We start from the raw sequence: 20,999 nt of genomic DNA, 5'->3' as shown, positions 1-20,999 counted from the left end.
ATCTGCCCGCCGCCCCCGCTCCAGCCGTCTGGCGTACCCTGGCACCGGGGCGGCGCGGTGCGGCCCCACTGACGCAGCGAGGGGGAGACGGTATGGAAGAGGTCCTCGGTTACACACTGACGGGCATCGCCAGGATCGGCGGCGTCGTGATCGAGTGCCTCGGCACGGCGGCCGAGGTCTGGGTCGCCGTGCGGGCGGGGCGCACCTGCGATCAGGAGAAGCGGGGGTCCTGACGACCCGTCCGCAGAAAGTCTGCGGCGCAGGGCGGCGATGTGGACCCCGACGATGTCGAGATCCCCGCGGAAGGCGCTGTCCCAGGCCGCGTCCAGGATTCGACGCAATGGCTGACGGCGTGTCACGACCCCGGATCCTCGCCGTGGGCCCGGGGCCGTGCCCCGCCCGACGGCGTGGCCGGGTGGGGTCCGGGTGGCGCGCCGTCCCTGGCGCGCCCCGGAGTCCGGTGGGATCAGCCGCGGGAGGCGAGCTCCCTGGCGGCGCGGGCGCAGGCCAGCGCGATCCGGTCCTCGTTCACCGTGGTCAGGTTGCCCCGCTCGACCACGGCGTTGCCGTTGACGAAGAGGGCGGTCAGCGGTGGCAGCGCGCCCAGTACCAGAGCGGCGACCGGGTCGGCGATCGAGGAGTGCATGATGCCGTCGATCTTCCACAGCGCCAGGTCGGCGAGCTTGCCGGCCTCGATGGAACCGATCTCGGCCTGGCGGCCGAGCACCCGGGCGCCGCCCATGGTGCCCAGGCGCAGCGCCTGACGGGCGGTCAGCGCGTCCGGGCACCCGTGCAGCCTGTTGATCAGCAGCGCGTTGCGCAGCTCGGTGCCGAGCTCACCTGACTCGTTGGAGGCGCTGCCGTCCACGCCGAGGCCCACCGGGACGCCGGCGCTGAGCATGTCCGGGACCCGGGCGATGCCGGCGGCGAGGCGGGCGTTGGAGGAGGGGCAGTGCGCGACCCCGGTGCCGGTCTCGGCGAACTTGGCGAGGTCGGAGTCGTTCATGTGGACGCAGTGCGCCATCCAGACGTCCTCGCCCAGCCAGCCGGTGGACTCGAAGTAGTCGGTCGGGCCCATGCCGAACAGCTGCTTGCAGAACTCCTCCTCCTCGGCCGTCTCGGAGCCGTGGGTGTGCAGGCGCACCCCCTTGCGGCGGGCCAGTTCGGCGCTCTGTCGCAGCAGTTCGGTGGAGACCGAGAACGGTGAGCAGGGGGCGATGGCGATGTGCAGCATCGAGCCGAAGGAGGCGTCGTGCCACTTGTCGACGGCCGCCTCGGAGGCGACCAGGATGTCCTCGGTCCGCTCGACCGCGCGGTCCGGCGGCAGACCGCCGTCCTTCCGGCTGCGGTCCATCGAGCCGCGCAGCGCGGTGAAGCGCAGACCGAGCTCCTGGACGGCCTCGATGGAGGCGCCGAGGATGTCGCCACCGCCCCGCGGGAAGACGTAGTGGTGGTCGCCGGCGGTCGTGCAGCCCGACTTGAGCAGCGCGGCCGCGGAGCCCTGGGCGGCGGCGTGGACGAGCCGGTCGTCGATCCGGGCCCAGGTCGGGTAGAGCGCGACCAGCCAGTCGAAGAGGATGTGGTCCTGGGCGAGCCCCCGGGTGATCCACTGGTAGAAGTGGTGGTGGGTGTTGACCAGGCCCGGGGTGAGCAGGTGGCCCTCGCCGTTGATCCGGCGCACCACGTTCTCCAGCCACTTCGGGGCGGGTCCGCCGCCGATGGACTCGATCCGGTTGCCGAGGAGGACCACGTGGCCGCGCGCGTACTCGGTGTCGTCGGCGTCGACCGTGGCGATCGCGGCGTTCTCGATGACGACCCGCTGGTCTGCGGGAGGCGGCTGGACTGCCATGGTGTGACTCCTATGGGGAGGGATCGGGGGCGTACGGGTGAGGGGTGCCCGCCCCCGGCCAGTCAGGACGGTGTCGCCGTCGGCACCGTCGCGTCGGGCGGATCGCCGGGCCGGCCCCGGCGGTCCGTGCCGACGTGGTGGAAGAGCAGGTTGAGCAGGACGGCCGTGGCGTCCACGGTGGTGGGGTGGGTCAGACGGCCGGGATGACCGGGACGACGCCCTCGCGGTGCACGGTGCCCTCGATGAGGCCGTACATCCGGTCGGCGGCGTAGTAGACCTCGTTCTCGTTCTTGAGGCCGAACGGCGACAGGTCGACGAGGAAGTGGTGCTTGTTGGGGAGCTCCAGCCGGACCTCGTCCACCTCGGCGCGGTTGTCGAGCACCCGGGTCCCCATCGCGTGCAGGGTCTGCTGCAGCGAGTAGGAGTAGGTCTCGGCGAAGGCCTCCAGCAGGTGGCGCTTGACCTGGGTGTAGCAGCGGTTCCAGTCGGGCTGGGACTCGCCCTCCGCGCCACGGTAGGAGTACGTCCAGCGGGCCGTCACCTGGGTGGCCAGGATGCGGTCGTAGGCCTCCTGCAGGGTGGTGTACCCGTCCTTGATGTAGCCCCAGAACTCCGAGTCGGTGGAGTTCATCACCACCAGGTCCTTGAGGCCGGAGACCACCTGGACGTACTCGCCGTCGTAGCGGACCTCGGTGGTGCGGACCTCCTGGCCGTTGCGGACGAAGGAGTGGCCGGCCTCCTCCGAGCCGGTGGGGCGCGAGGTGCTGTCCGGGGTCCTGATCCGGTCCCAGGCGTACTCCTCGATCCGGATCCGGGCGCGGCGGACCGGCTCGGTGCTGTCGACGAAGTGGCGGGCCAGGGTGATCCCGAAGTCCTCCGCCGAGTCGATGCCGTACTTCTTGGCGAAGGCGTAGACGGTGTTCTTGGTGGTGTCGGTGGGCAGGCAGTTGGCGTTCGAGCCGGTGAGGTGGACGTCGTCGAAGTCGCCGGAGAGGGCGACCGAGACGTTCAGGTCCTTGATCTCGTGGCGGGTGGAGTCGCGGTAGACCCGGACGATGCGGTTCTCCGCCTTGCCGTACTGGTTCTGGCCGAGCACATGGGCCATGGCGGGCTCCTAAGCGGGTTGCGGTCTAGCTTCCGCGGTAGACCGAGTAGCCGAACGGACTGAGCAGCAGCGGCACGTGGTAGTGGTGTTGCGCGGGCGCGACCGCGAAGACGATCGAGACCTCGGGGAAGAACGGTGCCTGGTCCGACCGCCCGGCGTAGTAGGCCGTGGTGTCGAACCGGAGCCGGACGACCGGGCCCGCCTCCACGGCCGGCAGGTCCCTGGCCCGGCCGTCGGAGTCCGTGGCGGAGGTGCCGAGCACCTTCCAGCCGCCCTCGGTGCGAATTGCCAGTTCGATGGGGACGCCCTCGGCCGGGCGGCCGAGGCTGGTGTCGAGCACATGCGTGGAGATGCCAGTCATGGGTGGAATGACCTCGAATGTGGCTGAGTTGACGAGCTGTCAGATGAATGGCGACGGCTCGTCGAGCAGTCGGTTGATGCGAATGTCGTTGATCTTCCGCAGCTCGCCCCGGATGGTCTCCGCCTCGGTGGCGGCGTCATGGGGGAAGCGTTCGCGCAGCGACGCGAGCATGGTGGTGGCGGTGCGGCCGGTGGCGCAGATCAAGAACACATGGCCGAACTTCGCCTCGTAGGCGGCGTTGGCCCGGTGCAGTTCGTCGAGGAGCGCCGAGTCCGCGTCCCGGATGCCGGCCTGCTCGCGCTCGGAGGCGGTGTCGCCCGCCTTGGGCTCGCCGATCCGGGCGTGGCCGGCCATCGCGTCGTGCAGGTCGTGGACGGTGAGCGCCGCCACGGCGGCCGCGTTGGCGGCCAGCAGCGCCTCCCGGTCGGCCCAGGGTCGGGCGGCCGCGACGGCCTCGGCCCAGCCGGGACTGGAGCAGATCTCCAGCAGGGTCTTCGTCACTTCGGCGGCGGGAGCCTCGGCCAGTGTCCGCAAGGCACCGGCCGGATCAGGAGCCGCTCGGGGGTGGTTGGTCACGGGTGGACCTCCTGGAGAGTGGTGCCACTCGCACAAGCTAGATCCACCATCCCCGAGCGTCAACACTTTGTTGAACGGTTGGTGGTTACGTTTCGCGGGGATTCCGCGGGCCGGCACTTCTGGTGTGCGATTCGCCGAATGCGCCTGTTGCCAAGGACGGGAGGGGTCGGGCAACCGGCGGCGACAGTTCCGGTCCCTCAGCCGGCCTTGCCGCCGTCCTGCTGCCGGTTCAGATAGTTGTACACCGTGAACCGACTGACGCCGAGGGCCGAGGCCACCGTCTCCACTCCGTGGCGGACGGTGAAGGCGCCGCGCTCCTCCAGCAGGGCGACCACCCGCTGCTTCTCCCCGCGGTCAAGCTCGGTCAGCGGGCGGCCGTCGAACTGGCGGGTCATGTCGGCCAGCAGGCGGTCCAGGGCGCTGCTCAGGTGGGGGAGGCGGACGGCCACTGCCGGGACGCCCTCCCACTCCAGGACGACGTCGTCGGGTCGGGCCTCGGTGAGCTCGACGCGGCTCGCGCCGACGGCTTCCAGCAGCGGCTCTATCGCCGCGGCGAGCGGGTGCTCGAGGGCGTTGCTCACTGCGTACCCACTCCTTCCGGCCCCTGCTCCGCGTCCTCGTCGAGGACGCTGACCTGGATCGAGATCCGGGTGGCTCCGGCCTCCAGGGTCTTGCGCAGCAGCTCGGAGACGGCGGACAGCACCTGCTCCGCCTCGCCCTCCGCGCCGGTGCCGAACGGGCCGACGGACACGGCCAGGCCGGCCTCGTCCGCCGCCTGCCGGGCGGCCGCCGCGTGCTCCGGGAACGCGTCCAGCTCGAAGGGTTCCGTCGTGAACTCCACCATCAATCGCACCCGCTCACTCTATCGAGCGGTGCGGCGGCCTGGATCGGCCGGCGAAGAGCCGGACGGTCGGACGGTCGGGGTCCGCGGCGGCCGGAACGCCCCGGTCGCTTCCGCGAACGGTCGCTTCAACAAACTGTTGTGGCGGTCTTGACAGCCCGAAGCGACCCTGGAGATGCTTCCATTGAGCAGAATCTATGTTTCGCATCGTGGAAATTTGGGAGGGAGTGAGAAGTGAGGGACGTGACTGCCGCTTCCAGGCACAGCTACACGGTCAACCTGTCGATCCTGTTCGGCGAGCTTCCTCTCCCGGAGCGTCCGGCCGCCGCGGCCGCCGCGGGTTTCACCGCCGCCGAGCTGTGGTGGCCCTTCGGCGAGAACCACATCCCTTCGAAGGCCGAACTGGACGTGGTCCGTGGGGCGTTCACCGACGCGGGGGTGCGGCTGACCGGCCTCAACCTCCTCGACGACCTCGCGCTCGGCAAGCGCGGCACCGTCTCCGTGCCGTCCGAGCGGGAGCGTTTTCGCGAGAGCCTCCCGGTGGCCGTCGCGCTCGCCGAGTCGCTCGGCGCCGGGGCGCTCAACGCCCTCTACGGCAACCGGGTCGAGGGCGTGGCCGCGGCCGAGCAGGACGAACTCGCACTGGAGAACCTCGCCCTCGCCGCCCGGGCCGCGCACTCCATCGGCGCGGTCCTGCTGATCGAGGCCCTCAACCGGGCCGAGTCGCCGCACTATCCGCTGGTCTCCGCGGCCGCCGCGATCGAGGTGGTGGACCGGGTCAATGCCGCCACGGGCCTGGGCAACGCCCGGTTCCTGTGCGACGTCTACCACCTGGCGATGAACGGCGAGGACCCGGCCACCGTCATCGACGTCCACGCCGACCGGTTCGGCCATGTGCAGATCGCCGACAACCCGGGCCGCAACGAGCCCGGCACCGGCGGGCTGGACTTCGAGGACCTCTTCACCCGGCTGACCGCCGCCGGCTACGGGTCGGGCGGCACCGGCGCGGCAGGCGGGCGGATCGGGCTGGAGTACCGCCCGTCCACCGGAGTCAGCGCCGACGGCTTCGAGTGGCTGCCCCGCGAGTACCGGGCCGGCTGAGCACCCGCCCCCGCCGCCGGCCCACCCTCCACGTGCACTCAAGGAACGGAACGCGATGAGCCGCAAGATCGCCTTCATCGGCCTCGGCATCATGGGCGGCCCGATGGCTGCCAACCTGGTCAAGGCCGGTCACCACGTGACCGGTTTCAACCTCACCCAGCCACCGATCGACGCCCTGGTGGCGGCCGGCGGCCACGGCGCGACGGGCGTCGCCGACGCGGTGCGGGACGCCGAGGTCGTCATCACCATGGTCCCGGCCGACCCACAGGTCGAGGAGGTCATCCTCGGCGAGGACGGTGTGCTGGAGAACGCCCGGCCCGGCACCCTCGTGATCGACATGTCCTCGATCACCCCGCAGACCTCCGTCCGGGTCGAGGCCGCCGCCGGGCAGAAGGGGATCCGCACGCTGGACGCCCCGGTCTCCGGAGGTGAGGCCGGTGCCGTCGAGGCCGTGCTGTCCATCATGGCCGGCGGCGCCGCCGAGGACTTCGCCGAGGCCAAGCCGCTCTTCGACGTACTCGGCAGTACGGTCGTCCACGTCGGCCCGGCCGGCGCCGGCCAGACCGTCAAGGCCGCCAACCAACTGATCGTCGCCACCAACATCCAGGTGCTGGCCGAGGCCGTGGTCTTCCTGGAGAACGCGGGCGTCGACCTGCGGGCCGCGCTGGACGTCCTGGCCGGCGGCCTGGCCGGCTCGACCGTGCTGGGCCGCAAGAAGGCCAACATGCTGGAGCGCGAGTTCGCCCCGGGCTTCCGGATCGACCTGCACCACAAGGACATGGGCATCGTGACGGACGCCGCCCGTGCCGTCGGTGCCGCCCTGCCGGTCGGCGCGGTGGTCGCCCAGTTGGTCGCCTCGGCCCGGGCGAACGGCGACGGCTCGCTGGACCACTCCGCCCTGCTGCGGGGCGTCGAGCGCCTGTCGGGCCGCGAGGTCCGGTGACACCGCACGTCGCGGCCGGGAAGTGCGCTGACCGGGCGCACCCGGTGCCAGCTGGGTGTCCGGAAGCCGGTGCGGATTCCCCGAGCACCGGGTAGTGCTGGTTCCCCGGGCCAGCCCGGGCAGCCGCAAGCCAGGTGATGAGAAGAGAGGCCACCCGCTATGCCCGCCACCCCCGCCCAGGGCCATGTGGTCGTTGCTCCCGACAAGTTCAAGGGCACCCTGGAGGGTGCCGAGGCGGCCGCCAGGATCGCGGCCGGTATCCGCCGTGCCGCCCCGGCCCTGGAGGTCCGCGAACTGCCGGTCGCCGACGGCGGCGAGGGCACCCTGGCCGCTGCGCTGGCGGCCGGGTTCACCGGGGTGCCGGTCAAGGTCGCCGGTCCGACCGGACTGCCGGTGGACGCGGCGATCGCGGTGCGGGACGACACCGCAGTGATCGAACTGGCCCAGGCCGCCGGGCTGGCCCGGCTCCCCGGCGGCCGCACCGCGCCGCTCACGGCGAGCTCCTACGGCGTCGGTCAGCTGATCGGCCGGGCGGTGGCGCTGGGTGTCGGGCGGATCGTGATCGGCCTGGGCGGCAGCGCCTGCACCGACGGCGGCGCCGGTATGGTCCAGGCGCTCGGTGCGAGCCTGCGCGACGCCGACGGCGCCGAGCTCGCTCCCGGCGGCGCGGCCCTGCGTCGACTGGCCGCCGTCGACCTCGGCCCGCTCGTCGGCTCGCTGACCGACGTCGAGGTCACCGTCGCCTGCGACGTGGACAACCCGCTGCTCGGCCCGCGCGGCGCGACCGCCGTCTACGGCCCGCAGAAGGGCGCGGAGGGCGAGGACCTGGTGGTCCTGGAGGAGGGCCTGACCCGCTGGGCCGAGCTGGTCGGTGCGGCCACCGGGCGGGATCTTCGCGACGCCCCGGGCGCCGGGGCCGCGGGCGGGGCCGGCTTCGCCGCCCTCGCGCTGCTCGGCGCCACCATGCGACCCGGCATCGAGCTCCTCCTCGAACTGCTGGGTTTCGACGGGGCAGTGCGTGGGGCGCGCCTCGTCGTGACCGGCGAGGGCTGCCTGGACGCGCAGACGCTCCACGGCAAGGCCCCTGCAGGCGTCGCCGCGGCGGCCGCCCGGGCGGGGGTTCGGGTGGCCGCCGTGGCCGGGCGGCTGGAACTGTCGAAGGACGAGTGGCGCCGGGCCGGCTTCGTCTCCGTGATCGCCCTCACCGATCTGGCCCAGCGGCCCGGCGACAGCATCACCAGGGCCGCCGAGCTGGCGGAGCTGGCCGGAGAGCGGCTGGCGGCCGAACTGCTGGCCCGCTGAACCCGCCCGCGACTCGCGGTTTCCCGCATTGACGTTTTGTTGAAGGCGGGCCTAGGGTTCGAGCCACCGCAGCACCCGGTCCGACAGCAGGGCCGTCAACTGCCGTGTCGGCACTGCCCACCCGCTTTCGGCGACCCGCACTCGTACGCGACAGCACGGAGGTCCGGATGCCCCTCAGCGAGCCGTCCCCCGCGGCGGTGATCCGCTCCCGCCGTGCGGTCCTGCCGGACGGCGAGCGTCCCGCTGACGTGCTGATCCGGGACGGCCGGATCGCCCGGATCGCCCACCACGGCGTGCTCACCGAAGGGGCGGTGACCGACCTGGGTGAAACGGTTCTGCTACCCGGTCTGGTCGACACCCACGTCCATGTGAACGAGCCCGGCCGCACCGAGTGGGAGGGCTTCGCCACCGCCACCAGGGCCGCCGCGGCGGGCGGGGTCACCACCATCATCGACATGCCGCTGAACTCCATACCGCCCACCACCACGGTGGCCGGTCTGGCGGCCAAGCGGAAGGCGGCCGACGGGCAGGCCTGGATCGACCTGGGCTTCTGGGGCGGGGCGATCCCCGGCAACACGGCCGAGCTCGAACCGCTGTACCGGGCCGGGGTGTTCGGCTTCAAGAGCTTCCTCGCGCCCTCCGGCGTGGACGAGTTCCCGCACCTCGGACCGGCCGACCTGGAGCGGGCGCTGGCCGAACAGGCCAGGATCGGCGCGCTGGCCATCGTCCACGCCGAGGACCCCGCGGTCCTCGCCGCCGCCCCGCAGCGGCCGGGCGTCCACTACCGGGACTTCCTCGCCTCCCGGCCCGCCGCCGCCGAAACCGCCGCCGTGGAAAGGCTGTTGGAGGCGGCGGGGCGCACCGGCGCCCGGGTGCACATCCTGCACGTCTCCTCCGCGGCGGTACTGCCGCTGCTGCGCCGGGCCCGGGAGACGGGCGTCCAGGTGACCGCCGAGACCTGCCCGCACTACCTCACCCTCGCGGCCGAGGAGGTCCCGGACGGCGACACCGCCTTCAAGTGCTGCCCGCCGATCCGCGACGAGTCCAACCGCGACCTGCTCTGGGAAGCCCTGGGAGACGGCGAGTTCATCGCGGTCGTCTCCGACCACTCGCCGTCCACTCCGGATCTGAAGGAGCTCAGGCGCTACGGCGGCAGCGGTGACTTCGCCACCGCCTGGGGCGGCATCGCCTCCCTGCAACTCGGCCTGCCGGCCGTCTGGACAGAGGCCCGCAGGCGCGGCCACGGCCTGGTGGACGTGGTGCGCTGGATGGCCGGCGGCCCGGCCTCGCTGGTCGGCCTGACCGGCACCAAGGGCGCCATCGCGGTCGGGAACGACGCCGACCTGGTCGCCTTCGACCCGGACGCCGAGTTCGCCGTGCAGCCCGACCGGCTGCACCACCGCAACCCCGTCACTCCGTACGCCGGCCGGAGGCTCACCGGCGTGGTCCGCACCACCTGGCTGCGCGGCCGGGTCGTGGACGTGACCGCCGAGCCGTTCGGCCGCCAGATCACTCGCAGCTAGGAGTCCCAGTTGAGCAATGAGAAGCCCTCGAGCGCTCCGTTCACCGAACTGGTCGACCTGGCCTCGCGCCGACTGGGCGCGGGCGTCGTCGCCACCAACGAGGACACCTTCGCGGACGCGGAGAACCTGCTGGTCGCGGGGCCCGCCGAGTTCCGTCCGCACACCTTCGGCCACAAGGGCCAGATCATGGACGGCTGGGAGAGCCGCCGCCGTCGCGGCGTCTCGGCCCAGCAGCCGCACCCGACCGACGAGGACCACGACTGGGTGATCGTCCGCCTGGGTGCGGCAGGAGTGATCCGCGGCGTGATCATGGACACCGCGCACTTCACCGGCAACCACCCCGAGTCCGGCTCGGTCCAGGGCGCCTCCGTCCCCGGCCACCCCTCACCCGAGGAGGTCGAGGCCGCCGAATGGGTGGACCTGGTCCCCCGTACGCCTCTCCAGGGCGACACCGCCCACGAGTTCGAGGTCGGCAACGAACAGCGCTTCACCCACGTCCGGCTGAACATCTGGCCGGACGGCGGGGTGGCCCGGCTGCGGGTGTACGGCGAGGTCCGCCCCGACCCGCGGGACCTGGACGGGCTCACCTTCGACCTCGCGGCGCAGGAGTACGGCGGTGTCGCCGAGGCCGCCTCGGACCGCTACTTCTCCTCCCCGCACAACCTGAACGCTCCCGGTCGTGCCACCGTCATGGGCGAGGGCTGGGAGACCCGGCGGCGGCGCGACAAGGCCAACGACTGGGTGCAGATCGCCCTGGCCGGGGGCGGCGAGGCGCTGGCCGCCGAGGTGGACACCACCCACTTCGTCGCCAACGCCCCCGGCTGGGCCGACCTGGTCGGGTACGACGCCTCCCGGGGCGGCGACCCGCACACCGACCCGGACGGCTGGTTCGAGATCCTGCCCCGCACGCGCCTGCAGCCCGACACCAGGCACCGCTTCCGGCTCGTCCCGGGCCGCACCCCCACCCACGTCCGGCTCAACGTCTACCCCGACGGCGGCGTGGCCCGGCTGCGCCTGACCGGCAGGCTCACCGAGGCCGGCCGCGCCGCCCTCGCGCTGCGCTGGTTCGACTCGCTGCCCGCCGCCGAGGCCGAGGCCGCGCTCACCGGGGCCGGACTGACCGCGGCCGAGGCCACCGCGCTGACCGCCGCCCGCCCGCTCGCGGACGCCGCCGGGGCCACCGCCGCCGTCGCCGCCCTGCGGCCGGCCGACGGCCCCGACGGCGAACAGTCCTCCCGCCGCCGCTCGGCCAGCTGGCGCCTGCTCGGCGTCTGACCGTCGGGGGAGGGGCCGCCCGACGGGCGGGGGAGCCCTCCGGGGCGGGGAGCGCGGCAAAACCCGTACCGCGGCGCGTGGTTGACCGCACGGGTCCCCGCACCCCGGAGAGTGGCGCACGGCTGCGGAGTGCGGCATATGCCAGTCAAGGGGCACCCGTGTTGTACAGGCGAAATTCGCCTCGGTACGGGCTGTGTCACCCCGGGCGTGGATAGGCTGGGGGGATCGCGGCAGGTCCGCGCGGATGGGTGGGATTGCACAGAGGGGGCCCTCATGTCGGCACGGAGTCGGGGCGACCGGACCACACTCGATCAGGGCGGCCCGAGCCCATTCGGCTCGATCCAACGGGCCCTGAGGCTGTTGGAGGCGGTGGACCGCCACGGTGGCGGGGTCACCGCGGCCGTCCTCGCCCGGGAGCTGTCGCTGCCCTTCGGCACCGTCCAGGAACTGGCCGAAGTCCTGGAGTTGGAGGGCTATCTGACCAACCAGGAGGGCGCCTGGGTGCTCGGCGGCGCCTTCGCCCTGCTCGGCCAGTCCAACCGCAGGCAGCTGCTGCGCAGCAGGCTCGACCGCACCCTGGCCGAGCTGTGCGACGAGTTGGGCGCCGCCGTCTACTTCAGCCGGTACCTCGACGGCGAGTTGACGGTGGACGCGGTGGCCTGCGCCGACTACGCCCCGCCGGTCGAGGAGTGGGTGGACTTCCGGGCCTCGGCGCACGCCAGCGCGCTCGGCAAGTGCCTGCTCAGCCAACTCGACCACGACGCCCGCCGCGACCATCTCTCCCGGTACCCGGTCGCCCGGCTGACCTCGCGGACCATCACCGACGCCGAGCAGCTGATGCACCGACTGGAGCGCCAGCCGGCCACCGTCCCGGTGCTGGACATCCAGGAGTACTCCATGGACACGGTCTGCGCGGCCGTCCCGGTCACCGCGGGCAGCACCGTCGGCTGTCTGGCCACCTCGCTGCCGGTCTCCGACATCCACCGCCTGCGTGCCGCCGCCGAACTCCTCGCCGAGCGTGCCGCCCCGCTGATGATCGCGATGGCGGTCTGACCCCGGCGGGCGTCACCAGCGCCCGAGGAAGACGACGCCCTGGAAGACGGTGTTGAGTACGGCGGCGACCACCCCGGCGTAGCACAACTGCGGGGTCGTCCTGGGCACCGCCGCCACCACGCTGGCCGTGGCGGGTACCACCGTCAGCCTCTGGGGCGGCGGTCTGGTCTCGGTACGGCAGCGGCTGTACGGGCCGGTCCACCGCCGCGACGGAGACGGACTGGCTGATCCGGGTCGCCCATGCCTACCGGACCGCCCCGGTGGTGGCCGCGGTCCGCGACCGGGTCCGTGCGGAGCTCGGACTCGGGGAGCACCGGTACAGCGGCTGTCGGTGAGATCGGTCTTCCTGGGGCCCGACGTACGGTGTGGACGCTCCGAGTGCGGCACCGGACCGCGCTGAATCCGGGCGGAGACAGGTCAGGCCGTTTTGAACCGCAACTGCACGCTCAACTGGCGGCAGCGCCGAACCACTCGGGCAGATGGCCGAGCAGGTCCTGCTGATCGTCACCGACCCACGCAACATGGCCGTCCGGCCGCAGCAGCACCGCGGGTGCGTCCAGTTCCTCGCTGACGTCGACGACGTGGTCGACCCGATCGGCCCAACCCGCCACCGTGAGCCGGCCGGTCTGGTCGAGCAGCAGTCCGCGGCCGCCGTGCATCAGCTCGTAGAGGCGACCCTGCTTCAGCTCCACGTCCCGCAGCCGCCGGCCGAGCAGCTCATGGCCCTCGCCGAAGTCGTAGCGGACCCCGACCGCGGTGGCCGTCTCGGTCATGTACCGGTTCACCTCCTCGAAGTCCATCAGCTTCGAGAGCAGTTCCCGCAGCGCGGTCGCACCCGGATCGGTCCCCAGCAGCGTCATCTGCGCGCGGGTGTTGGCCAGCACGCCGGCGCCCACCGGGTGCCGCTCGGCGTGGTAGCTGTCCAGCAGCCCCTCCGGCGCCCAGCCGCTGACCGCGGCGGCCAGCTTCCAGCCCAGGTTGAACGCGTCCTGCACACCGAGGTTGAGCCCCTGCCCGCCGGTGGGCGGGTGGATGTGCGCCGCGTCGCCGGCCAGCAGCACCCGGCCGACCCGGTAGCGCTCGGCCTGCCGGGTGGCATCGCCGAACCGGGACAGCCAGCGCGGCGAGTGCGCCCCGAAGTCGGTGCCGGCGGTGGCCCGCAGCTGCTCCTTGAACTCCTCGAGGGTCGGTTCGGTCGCACCGTCCCCGGCCACGCCGTCGGCGGGCACGACGATTCGGTAGGATCCGTCCCCGTTGGGGATGGCGCCGAACCGCAGTTGGGTCTTGCGGACCTCCTCGACGACGGCGGCAAGTGTCGCCGGGTCCTCGGTGACCTCCATGTCACCCAGCAGCGTCTCGACCTTGGCGGGTTCGCCGGGGAAGGCGACACCGAGCCGCTTGCGCACCGTGCTGCGGCCGCCGTCGCAGCCGACGAGGTAGCGCGAGCGCAGGTGCGAGCCGTCCGTCAGCTCGACGGTCACTCCGTCCTCGTCCTGGCTCAGCCCGGCCACTTCGCAGCCGCGCCGAATCTCGGCACCGAGTTCGAGGGCACGCTCGCCCAGCAGCCGCTCGGTGACGGGCTGCAGGGTGGTGAGGCCGTACGGATGCGCCGTGTCCATCCGGTCCGGCCACGGCTTGTGGATGCCGCCGAAGAAACCGCCGACCTGGAACTTCTCACTGACCGCGAGGAACCGGTCCAGCAGGCCGCGCTGGTCCATCATCTCGACACTGCGCGCGTGCAGACCGCGCCCGCGGGTCTGCCCGGTCGGCTCGGTCAGCTTCTCCAGCACGACCACGTGCACGCCGTGCAGCCGCAACTCGCCGGCCAGCATCAAGCCGGTCGGTCCGCTGCCGACCACGATCACGTCAATCATCAAAACCCCCCGTTCAACGAGATTGGATTCCGGCCAGCCACTCCGTGCGGTCCGACGGCACGCACACCCGTACTTCCGCGCCAAGTCCCCGCAGTCGCAGCGCGAGTTCCACCGGCGGTCCGACGTCTCGCATCCCGTGCGCAGGCGAAAGCGGGTGCGCGTCGAGAATCCGTCGTTTCCGCAGGTTCTGGCCTTGGCCGGTCATTCTGCGCTACGACCCGGGTCTTGCCGCAAGGCCCCCGGGGCGCTATATGTTGAGAGTGGCAAGGAGTAAGTGGCTCCTTGCCTTTGTCTTTTGTCCTCCGCTGTGGACGGACCGGCCCATCCCGCCCGGCCGGCGGCCGGGCATCACGGATCCGGGACGGTGTCGGTGCCGAGGGCCGCGGCCCGAAGAGCGGCCGTGAGGCGGACGACGGGTTCGGTCGGCGGGTGGGGAAGCCGGGCCAGGAGCAGGCGTCGCAGTTCCTGCGGCCTACAGGTAGGCCATGCACGCGGTGCACTTCGCGGTCGTGTCCGCCAGGTCTGCTGGGTACCAGGCCTTCCGGGTGGCGGTGGCGTGCAGCCCGACGATCGTCATGCCTCGGGTGGGTCGGCCGCAGAACGTGAACTCTGCTGGCTCCGGGGAGCCGAGGCGGGCGGGGCGGGCCGCGTGGAGTGTCCCGAGGCTGCCGGGGTCCGGGCTGTTGAGCACGATGATGTCCACGCTCACCACCCTCGCCCGGGCCCGGTAGCAGCGCGAGTCGGGCCTGGCCGAGCAGGCCGTCTTGGCCGCGGACACTTTCGGGTTGAACCCTGTGCCGGCCGGGTTGGTCGGCCCGGCCTCCAGGTCCACCGCATGTCCGGCCCGAGGCTCTGGGGGCCCGAAGCGCGAATGGCAAATGGTGTGCTCGAAAACCGTTCGGTCGGACACTGGGGTGGAGGCGATCTCATGGACGTGATTACCCACGTCGGCTTCCGAACGAGTCCTTCGTCGAGGGCACCGTGACGCGTAGCCCATCGGCCTCGAGGACCAGGTCCTCGGCGTTGAGCGCGCTCACCTCGCTCGCGCGACCGGCGATGCCGATCGGGAGCGTCACCACGGCGCGATCGCGCAGCCGGGTGAGTTCCGGCAGCTGGTACTCGCGGCGGCGGCGCCGGGAGCCGGCCAGCCGGGGCGCGGTCGGCTCGGCGGTGTTCATCGCGCGCAGGTGTGCCGGGGTCGAGGCCACCCGAGGTCGGCGACGCCGTCCGCAACCTGATCGCCCCCTGATCCAGGGCCGTGCCCTCCCCGGCGGCTCTGCGGCACGGCCCCAGTCCTGGCAGAGGCAGCGAAGCGGGCGCGGCACCGGGTGGATCAGAGCCAGCCCTTGTGGGCGGCTTTGATGCCCGCTTCGAAGCGGCTGCTGGCGTCCAGACGTTCCATGATCGATGACATTTGGCGGCCGACGGTGCGTGAGGAGATGCCGAGCCGCTGGCGCCAGGCTTATTAGACTTGATGTCGATAAGAGTGCCCGAAACCCTTGTAGGGCGCTCTACTCGCAGGTAGGTTGCCGGTAACCACCGCGCCACCCGCAGGTCAGGAGGCTCCCATGCCCCACCCCACCGCGCCCTCCGCCGCCCCGCCCGCCGTCCACGACGGCCTGGTGCTCGAACCCAGGGACGTCCGCTTCGACTGGGCGCAGCTGCCGCTGCACTGGATACCGGACGAGCCGATGGCCACCCACACCATCAACGTGCTGCACCTGCTGCTCCCCGAGGGGGAGCGCTGGTTCGTCCGGGTCTTCAAGGACGCGCTTCCGATGATCAGGGACGAGCAGCTGCGCGAGGAGGTGCTCGGTTTCATCGGGCAGGAGTCGATCCACGCCGAGGCCCACCAGGAGGTCCTCGACCACCTGCTCGCCCAGGGGCTCGACCCGCGGCCGTACCTGCGCCAGATCAGCTGGCTGTTCCAGCGCATCCTGGGGGGCAAGCCGCATCTGACCGAGCGTCAACGGCGTGAGAACATCATCGAACGGGTCGCCTTCGTCGCCGCGATCGAGCACTTCACCGCCTTCCTCGGCGACTGGGTGCTCAACTCCCCCGGACTGGACCAGGCCAAGGCCGACCCCACCATGCTCGACCTGCTGCGCTGGCACGGCGCCGAGGAGGTCGAACACCGCAGCGTCGCCTTCGACCTGATGGTCCACCTCGACCCGGGCTACCCGCGGCGGATCCGGGGCATGGCGGTGTCCGGGCCGCTGCTGGTCCATCTCTGGGTGCGCGGAGTCCGCTTCCTGCTCGCCGCCGATCCCACCCTCCAGGGGCGGATCAGGCCGACCTGGCGCGAGGCCCGGCGGCACTCCAGGCGCGGGCTGCTGCCCGACCCGATGAGGTCCATCCGCTCCGGCCTGCGCTACCTGCGTCCCGGCTACCACCCCACCCAGGAGGGCTCCTCCAGCCAGGCCCTGGCCTACCTCGCCACCTCCCCGGCCGCCCGCGCCGCCGCCGTGCGGTGACGCCGCCCGGCCGGGCGGGCCCCGGGGAGCGGCGAACCACGCGGTCGGACGGCCCCGCAGCTGCCGAGCGGCTCACAAAATCCCCGGCGACCGCGGCTTCCACGTGAAGGCGCACGGCCGGCCGCGGCACCTCGCGCCTCCGGGCCGAGGCGCACCCCCGAAGAGCCCCCGCCCGGCCCCGCCCCGCCCCCGCCCCTCGACGACCTCGACCCGGAGCCGCCCGGATGGACCTCAGCACACCGCCCCCCGACCTCTACGGCCGCCCGCGGCCGGACCGCTTCATCCGGCGGATCACCGCCTTCGGCGACCGCTACAGCCCCGCAATGGGCTCTCCGCTGCTCCGCCGCAACCCCCGCCGGCCCCGGCCCCGCCCCACCCCGTCACTCCAACTGGTGGTCACCCGCCACGAGTTGATTGCCGCAGACGTGGTGGAGCTGCACCTCGCCGACCCCTCCGGCACGCCCCTGCCCCGATGGCAGCCCGGCGCCCGCCTGCTGCTCACCCTTCCCTCCGGTCGCGAACGCCACTACTCCCTCTGCTCGGACCCCGCCGACACCAGCCACTACCGCATCGCGGTCCGCCGGATCGCCGACGGAGGCGGCGGCTCGATCGAGATCCACGACGAGCTGCACGCCGGCGCCCGCCTGACGGCCCGGCGGCCGCGCAACGGCTTCGCCTTCTGCGCCGAGCCGAGCGTGCTCCTGCTGGCCGGTGGCATCGGCATCACCCCGCTGCTCCCGATGGCCCGCGAGGCCGCCCGCCTGGGCCTGGACTGGCGGCTGGTCCACACCGGGCGCAGCGCCGACGCCATGCCCTTCGCCGACGAGCTGCGGGCCCTCGGCGAGCACCGGGTCACCCTGCTCGCCGACGACCGCGACGGCGTCCCCACCGCCGAGGCCCTGCTCGCCCGAGCCCCGGCCCGCGCCGCCGTCTACTGCTGCGGCCCCGCCCCGATGCTCACCGCCGTCCAGCGGGCACTCGACGCCTCGCCCGCGCGCTCCCTGCACTTCGAACGCTTCGGCGCCGCACCGCTCACCGCCGGCCGGCCCTTCACCCTCCGGCTCGGCCCGAACGGACCCGAACTGCCCGTCCCCGCCGACCGGTCCGCGCTCGACGTGCTCCGTGAGACCCGCCCCGACCTGCCGTACTCCTGCCACCAGGGCTTCTGCGGCACCTGCAAGCTGCAGCTGCTCTCCGGTGCGCCCGACCACCGCGACCGCCGCCTCACCGAGGAGGAGCGCGCCGCCGGTGCCCTGCTGCCCTGCGTCTCCCGAGCCGCCGAGGGCGAGACACTCGTCCTCGACATGTAAGGAGTCCGACCGATGCCGCGCTTCCCCTTCGACGACCACGACCTGGCACGTTTCCGGGAGACCCAGCAACTCGCCTACCACTGCGCCGAGCAGGTGGCCGCCTGGATCGAACCCGGGGTGACGGAACGCCAAGCCGCCGCCAAACTGCGCCGCTGCCTGGTCGCCGAGGGCGTCCAGGACTTCTTCCACATCCCGTTCGCCTGGTTCGGCGACCGTACCGCCTTCCGGCACTTCCGCACCCCGCTGCAGTTCTTCGCCGGCAGCCGCCGCCTGGCCGAGGGCATGCCGTACGTCCTGGACTGCGCCCCGGTCGTGGACGGCTACACCGCCGACATCGGCTACGGCGGAAAGGTCGGCGAGAACCGGATCTGGGACCGGCTCGCCGCCGACCTGCAGGTCTACCGGGAGCTGATCCTGCGCGAGGTGCGGGCCCGCAGACCGCTCGACGAGGTGTACGCCGCCGTCGACGCGCAGATCGCCGCGCACGGCTACGACAGCCGCCACCGGGTCTACCCGGGCCGGGTAATCGGCCACCAGGTGACCCGGACGACCGCGCGCGGCCCGGCCGGGGTGAACGTCCTCGGCTTCGGCGTACGCACCCTGCAGACCCTCGGCCGGGAGCTGATCAGCGAGCGCCTGCACGGCCGTTCGCCGCTCTGGGCGGACGGCCGCGCCTCCCGTCATGCCCCGACGCCCGGGCTGTGGGCGGTGGAACCGCACATCGGCTTCCGCGAGGTGGGCATCAAGTTCGAGGAACTGCTGGTGGTCACCGAGGACGATGCCTACTGGCTCGACGACGACCTCCCGCACGTGCGCCGGTGGACCCTGAAGGAGAGTGCGAAATGACCACCCGCCGTACCGTCCGCTCCGGCGGCCTCCCCCTCGCCGTCTTCGAGGAGGGCGACCCCGCCGGCCCCACCGTGATCCTGGTGCACGGCTACCCGGACACCCATGTGGTGTGGGACGACGTCGCCGCCGACCTCGGGAAAGACCACCACGTCGTGCGCTACGACGTCCGCGGCGCGGGGGAGTCCGGGGCGCCCGGCTCCCGTGCGGGGTACCGGCTGGAACTGCTGGCCGCGGACCTCTTCGCGGTCGCCGACGCCGTCAGCCCCGACCGGGCGGTGCACGTGGTGGCGCACGACTGGGGCTCGGTGCAGTCCTGGGAGGCCGTCACCTCGCCCGGTGCCGAGCAGCGGATCGCCTCCTACACCACCATGTCGGGGCCCTCGCTGGACCACACCGGCCACTGGATCCGCCACCGGTTGCGGAGGCCCACCCCGCGCCATCTGCGACAACTGCTCCGCCAGGGCGCCCACTCCTGGTACATCACCGCCTTCCACCTGCCCTTCCTCGCCCCGGCGGCCTGGCGGCTGTGGCTGTCCCGCGCCTGGCCCAGGGTGCTGCGCGATCTCGAGGGGGTCACCCCGCGCCCAGGCCACCCGCAGCCGACGCTCAAGCGGGACGCGGTCCGCGGCATCGAGCTGTACCGGGCCAACATGCGGCCGACCCTGCGCGAGCCGCGCGAGCGGCCCACCGAGGTGCCCGTCCAACTGGTCACCCTGGCCCGGGACCACTACGTCGGCGAGTTCCTCTCCGAAGGGCTGGAGCGCTGGGCACCCAGGCTCACCCGCCGTACCGTCGACGCCACCCACTGGTCCGCACTGCTGGAACAGGGCCCGGTGGTGGCCGGGATGGTCCGCGACTTCGTCGCCCGTGCCGACGCGGGCGAGACCCAAGGTCCTTCGGACAGCGAGCAGTTGGTGGTGATCACCGGCGCGGGCAGCGGCATCGGCCGGGCCACCGCGCTCGCCTTCGCCGAACAGGGCGCCACCCTGGCGCTGGCCGACCTGGACCTGCCGTCCGCCGAACGCACCGCCGAACTATGCGAGTTGGTCGGCGGCCGGGCCCGCGCGTACCGGCTGGACGTCGGCGACGGCGCCGCCGTCGACGCCTTCGCCCAACAGGTCGCGGCCCAGCACGGGGTGCCGGACGTGGTGGTCAACAACGCCGGCATCGGCCACTCGGGAACCTTCCTGCAGACCACCGAGAAGGAGTGGCAGCGCGTCCTGGACGTCAACCTCTGGGGCGTCATCCACGGCTGCCGGGCGTTCGGCACCCTGATGACCGAACGCGGCCGGGGTGGCCACATCGTCAACCTGGCGTCGGCCGCTGCCTATCTGCCCGCCAAGGCGCTCGCCGCGTACGCCACCAGCAAGGCCGCCGTCCTGATGCTCTCCGAGTGCCTCGGCGCCGAACTGGCCCCGCACCGCATCCGGGTCTCCGCCATCTGCCCCGGCATCGTCAGCACGAACATCACCCGCACCTCCACCTTCTCCGGTACCACCTCGGCCGAGCAGGCCGCGAAGCGGGAACGCGCCACCAGGATGTACGCCCGCAGGGGATTCCCGCCCGAGAAGGTCGCCGCCGAGATCCTGCGCGCCGTGCGCACCGGCAAGCCGGTCGTCCCGGTCACCTTCGAGGCCAAGGCGGCCCGCCTGCTCGGCCGCCTCTCCCCGGGCCTGCTCCGCCGGGCCGCCCGGCTGGACATCGGCTGAAACGCGACCCGCAGCCCCACGGCCGTAGGTATCGAGGCCCATGGAGACAACGACGGCTCTCCGGTCCTTCGCCCTCGTCGTGGGGCTGCTCACCCTCACCCCGGGCTGGACACCGCACTTTTAATCCGTAGGTTCAGGGTTCGAGCCCCTGGCGGCCCACGTGGAATGAAGGAAGTGCAGCACCTCGGCTACTTCGATTAGCCGGGGTGCTGCTGCGTTCTCAGGCCGTCTGCGTGAGCGATGCGTGAGCGGACGGCAAATCAGTGCCGGGTGTGGTGGTGGACTGGGCGTCCTTCGGTGACCGTGCCCGGGGCACGAGGGCGGCGGCGGCCTCTTGTGAGCGACGAAGCGCCCCGCCCACCGCGATGGTGGACGGGGCGCGTTCATGGGTGAAGACGCCGGGTGTCTCAGCGTGCTTGCGCGAGAACCAGGTCCGCGAGTGCCTGTGCCGCGTCCGGGTGCCCCAATGCGCGTGACTTCGCGGCCATCTCGGTGCGCAGCGCGTGGTCCTCGATCAGCCGCCGCACGCCTTGCTCCAGGCGATCCGCGGTGACGTTCGGGCGCGTGATGGCGACCGCTGCGCCGTGCTCCGCCAGGTACTCCGCGTTGCGGCGTTGTTCGTCGGCAGCGGTGGGCTCCAGGGGGATGAGGACGGCGGGCTTGCCGATCGCGGTCAGCTCTGCGAGCGTCCCGGCCCCGGCCCGGGAGATCACCACGTCGGCGGCGGCGAACACATCAGCAAGCCGACCGCCTCGGTGATCGACACCCAGAGCGTGAAGACCTCCACCAATGTGGCCGTGACCAGCCAGGGAACCGACGCCGCGAAGAAGATCGTCGGTCGGAAGCGAGGGATC

At 72.5% G+C, this 20,999-nt stretch carries 22 protein-coding genes and 1 pseudogene; 12 read left to right on the top strand and 11 right to left on the bottom strand.

Annotated features, from left to right (window positions below):
* Positions 1–92 precede the first annotated feature (92 nt).
* On the top strand, positions 93–233 hold the full coding sequence (locus ABD369_RS15455) for a hypothetical protein (RefSeq protein WP_344636963.1): 141 nt from the start codon (positions 93–95) through the stop codon (positions 231–233).
* A 233-nt stretch (positions 234–466) separates the two neighbouring features.
* Here ABD369_RS15455 and ABD369_RS15450 read toward each other — a convergent pair whose 3' ends face one another.
* The 6 genes from ABD369_RS15450 to ABD369_RS15425 form a co-directional block, all read right to left on the bottom strand.
* On the bottom strand, positions 467–1,849 hold the full coding sequence (locus ABD369_RS15450) for an 8-oxoguanine deaminase (RefSeq protein WP_344636962.1): 1,383 nt from the start codon (positions 1,847–1,849) through the stop codon (positions 467–469).
* Positions 1,850–2,039: 190 nt separating this feature from the next.
* Positions 2,040–2,954: a factor-independent urate hydroxylase gene (pucL, locus tag ABD369_RS15445; RefSeq protein WP_344636961.1), complete on the bottom strand. Its 915-nt coding sequence runs from the start codon at positions 2,952–2,954 to the stop codon at positions 2,040–2,042.
* A gap of 25 nt (positions 2,955–2,979) precedes the next feature.
* Positions 2,980–3,315 carry a hydroxyisourate hydrolase gene (gene uraH / locus ABD369_RS15440; RefSeq protein ID WP_344636960.1) on the bottom strand — a complete coding sequence of 112 codons (336 nt, stop codon included), beginning with the start codon at positions 3,313–3,315 and terminating at the stop codon, positions 2,980–2,982.
* A gap of 39 nt (positions 3,316–3,354) precedes the next feature.
* On the bottom strand, positions 3,355–3,891 hold the full coding sequence (gene uraD, locus ABD369_RS15435) for a 2-oxo-4-hydroxy-4-carboxy-5-ureidoimidazoline decarboxylase (RefSeq protein ID WP_344636959.1): 537 nt from the start codon (positions 3,889–3,891) through the stop codon (positions 3,355–3,357).
* A 197-nt stretch (positions 3,892–4,088) separates the two neighbouring features.
* The gene (locus ABD369_RS15430; protein ID WP_344636958.1) at positions 4,089–4,472 is read right to left on the bottom strand and encodes a helix-turn-helix domain-containing protein; all 384 of its coding nucleotides are present in this window, start codon (positions 4,470–4,472) and stop codon (positions 4,089–4,091) included.
* Entirely contained in the window at positions 4,469–4,744 is a 276-nt protein-coding gene (locus ABD369_RS15425) for a thiamine-binding protein (protein WP_344636957.1), read from the bottom strand. Before ABD369_RS15425 ends, ABD369_RS15430 begins: the two co-directional genes overlap by 4 nt.
* A 222-nt stretch (positions 4,745–4,966) precedes the next feature.
* On the opposite strand from ABD369_RS15425, the gene ABD369_RS15420 reads away from it, so the two are divergent.
* From ABD369_RS15420 to ABD369_RS15395, 6 genes are all read left to right on the top strand, one after another.
* Positions 4,967–5,833, top strand: a complete 867-nt coding sequence (locus tag ABD369_RS15420) for a TIM barrel protein (protein WP_344636956.1) — start codon at positions 4,967–4,969, stop codon at positions 5,831–5,833.
* A gap of 55 nt (positions 5,834–5,888) precedes the next feature.
* Positions 5,889–6,776 (top strand): 2-hydroxy-3-oxopropionate reductase, encoded by an 888-nt coding sequence (locus ABD369_RS15415; RefSeq protein ID WP_344636955.1) that lies wholly within the window; start codon positions 5,889–5,891, stop codon positions 6,774–6,776.
* A gap of 159 nt (positions 6,777–6,935) precedes the next feature.
* The gene (locus ABD369_RS15410) at positions 6,936–8,078 is read left to right on the top strand and encodes a glycerate kinase (RefSeq protein ID WP_344636954.1); all 1,143 of its coding nucleotides are present in this window, start codon (positions 6,936–6,938) and stop codon (positions 8,076–8,078) included.
* A gap of 167 nt (positions 8,079–8,245) precedes the next feature.
* On the top strand, positions 8,246–9,601 hold the full coding sequence (gene allB / locus ABD369_RS15405) for an allantoinase AllB (protein ID WP_344636953.1): 1,356 nt from the start codon (positions 8,246–8,248) through the stop codon (positions 9,599–9,601).
* A gap of 9 nt (positions 9,602–9,610) precedes the next feature.
* Complete coding sequence (gene alc / locus ABD369_RS15400) at positions 9,611–10,876, top strand: allantoicase (RefSeq protein WP_344636952.1); 1,266 nt, start codon at positions 9,611–9,613, stop codon at positions 10,874–10,876.
* Between the two features lie 273 nt (positions 10,877–11,149).
* A complete protein-coding gene (locus ABD369_RS15395; protein WP_344636951.1) occupies positions 11,150–11,929 on the top strand; it encodes an IclR family transcriptional regulator in 780 nt (259 codons plus the stop codon).
* Between the two features lie 12 nt (positions 11,930–11,941).
* Here the strand turns inward: ABD369_RS15395 and ABD369_RS15390 are convergent, their stop codons facing one another.
* The 4 genes from ABD369_RS15390 to ABD369_RS15375 all read right to left on the bottom strand — a co-directional run bounded on the left by ABD369_RS15390 (position 11,942) and on the right by ABD369_RS15375 (position 14,981).
* Positions 11,942–12,070 carry a hypothetical protein gene (locus tag ABD369_RS15390; protein ID WP_344636950.1) on the bottom strand — a complete coding sequence of 43 codons (129 nt, stop codon included), beginning with the start codon at positions 12,068–12,070 and terminating at the stop codon, positions 11,942–11,944.
* Positions 12,071–12,375: 305 nt separating this feature from the next.
* Positions 12,376–13,803: a rifampin monooxygenase gene (rox, locus tag ABD369_RS15385; protein WP_344636949.1), complete on the bottom strand. Its 1,428-nt coding sequence runs from the start codon at positions 13,801–13,803 to the stop codon at positions 12,376–12,378.
* Between the two features lie 472 nt (positions 13,804–14,275).
* Positions 14,276–14,581 (bottom strand): hypothetical protein, encoded by a 306-nt coding sequence (locus ABD369_RS15380; RefSeq protein ID WP_344636948.1) that lies wholly within the window; start codon positions 14,579–14,581, stop codon positions 14,276–14,278.
* A 160-nt stretch (positions 14,582–14,741) separates the two neighbouring features.
* Positions 14,742–14,981 carry a site-specific integrase gene (locus ABD369_RS15375; RefSeq protein WP_344636947.1) on the bottom strand — a complete coding sequence of 80 codons (240 nt, stop codon included), beginning with the start codon at positions 14,979–14,981 and terminating at the stop codon, positions 14,742–14,744.
* A gap of 390 nt (positions 14,982–15,371) precedes the next feature.
* On the opposite strand from ABD369_RS15375, the gene ABD369_RS15365 reads away from it, so the two are divergent.
* From ABD369_RS15365 to ABD369_RS15350, 4 genes are all read left to right on the top strand, one after another.
* On the top strand, positions 15,372–16,277 hold the full coding sequence (locus tag ABD369_RS15365) for a metal-dependent hydrolase (RefSeq protein ID WP_344636946.1): 906 nt from the start codon (positions 15,372–15,374) through the stop codon (positions 16,275–16,277).
* Between the two features lie 224 nt (positions 16,278–16,501).
* Positions 16,502–17,587 carry a PDR/VanB family oxidoreductase gene (locus tag ABD369_RS15360; protein ID WP_344636945.1) on the top strand — a complete coding sequence of 362 codons (1,086 nt, stop codon included), beginning with the start codon at positions 16,502–16,504 and terminating at the stop codon, positions 17,585–17,587.
* A 12-nt stretch (positions 17,588–17,599) separates the two neighbouring features.
* Positions 17,600–18,433, top strand: a complete 834-nt coding sequence (locus ABD369_RS15355) for a M24 family metallopeptidase (RefSeq protein WP_344636944.1) — start codon at positions 17,600–17,602, stop codon at positions 18,431–18,433.
* Complete coding sequence (locus ABD369_RS15350; RefSeq protein WP_344636943.1) at positions 18,430–20,145, top strand: SDR family oxidoreductase; 1,716 nt, start codon at positions 18,430–18,432, stop codon at positions 20,143–20,145. Before ABD369_RS15355 ends, ABD369_RS15350 begins: the two co-directional genes overlap by 4 nt.
* A 407-nt stretch (positions 20,146–20,552) precedes the next feature.
* Here ABD369_RS15350 and ABD369_RS15345 read toward each other — a convergent pair whose 3' ends face one another.
* Positions 20,553–20,879: a UDP-N-acetylglucosamine--N-acetylmuramyl-(pentapeptide) pyrophosphoryl-undecaprenol N-acetylglucosamine transferase gene (locus ABD369_RS15345; RefSeq protein WP_344636942.1), complete on the bottom strand. Its 327-nt coding sequence runs from the start codon at positions 20,877–20,879 to the stop codon at positions 20,553–20,555.
* Between the two features lie 6 nt (positions 20,880–20,885).
* Between ABD369_RS15345 and ABD369_RS15340 the strand changes: the two are divergent.
* Positions 20,886–20,999: pseudogene (locus ABD369_RS15340) on the top strand (IS5/IS1182 family transposase); the annotation flags it as partial.

It is taken from the genome of Kitasatospora cystarginea, from assembly GCF_039533515.1.
Classification (GTDB): domain Bacteria; phylum Actinomycetota; class Actinomycetes; order Streptomycetales; family Streptomycetaceae; genus Kitasatospora; species Kitasatospora cystarginea.
Note: the sequence above shows the minus strand (reverse complement) of the source record. Positions and strands in the feature narration are given on the sequence as shown.

What these genes read in the sequence shown, in the direction of transcription:
- ABD369_RS15360 (WP_344636945.1), top strand. Translation starts at nt 16,502, where the DNA reads ATGGACCTCAGCACACCGCCCCCCGACCTCTACGGCCGCCCGCGGCCG.
- ABD369_RS15375 (WP_344636947.1), bottom strand. Translation starts at nt 14,981, where the DNA reads ATGAACACCGCCGAGCCGACCGCGCCCCGGCTGGCCGGCTCCCGGCGC.
- ABD369_RS15350 (WP_344636943.1), top strand. Translation starts at nt 18,430, where the DNA reads ATGACCACCCGCCGTACCGTCCGCTCCGGCGGCCTCCCCCTCGCCGTC.
- rox (WP_344636949.1), bottom strand. Translation starts at nt 13,803, where the DNA reads ATGATTGACGTGATCGTGGTCGGCAGCGGACCGACCGGCTTGATGCTG.
- ABD369_RS15395 (WP_344636951.1), top strand. Translation starts at nt 11,150, where the DNA reads ATGTCGGCACGGAGTCGGGGCGACCGGACCACACTCGATCAGGGCGGC.
- ABD369_RS15455 (WP_344636963.1), top strand. Translation starts at nt 93, where the DNA reads ATGGAAGAGGTCCTCGGTTACACACTGACGGGCATCGCCAGGATCGGC.
- ABD369_RS15410 (WP_344636954.1), top strand. Translation starts at nt 6,936, where the DNA reads ATGCCCGCCACCCCCGCCCAGGGCCATGTGGTCGTTGCTCCCGACAAG.
- uraH (WP_344636960.1), bottom strand. Translation starts at nt 3,315, where the DNA reads ATGACTGGCATCTCCACGCATGTGCTCGACACCAGCCTCGGCCGCCCG.
- pucL (WP_344636961.1), bottom strand. Translation starts at nt 2,954, where the DNA reads ATGGCCCATGTGCTCGGCCAGAACCAGTACGGCAAGGCGGAGAACCGC.
- ABD369_RS15365 (WP_344636946.1), top strand. Translation starts at nt 15,372, where the DNA reads ATGCCCCACCCCACCGCGCCCTCCGCCGCCCCGCCCGCCGTCCACGAC.
- allB (WP_344636953.1), top strand. Translation starts at nt 8,246, where the DNA reads ATGCCCCTCAGCGAGCCGTCCCCCGCGGCGGTGATCCGCTCCCGCCGT.
- ABD369_RS15450 (WP_344636962.1), bottom strand. Translation starts at nt 1,849, where the DNA reads ATGGCAGTCCAGCCGCCTCCCGCAGACCAGCGGGTCGTCATCGAGAAC.
- ABD369_RS15415 (WP_344636955.1), top strand. Translation starts at nt 5,889, where the DNA reads ATGAGCCGCAAGATCGCCTTCATCGGCCTCGGCATCATGGGCGGCCCG.
- ABD369_RS15355 (WP_344636944.1), top strand. Translation starts at nt 17,600, where the DNA reads ATGCCGCGCTTCCCCTTCGACGACCACGACCTGGCACGTTTCCGGGAG.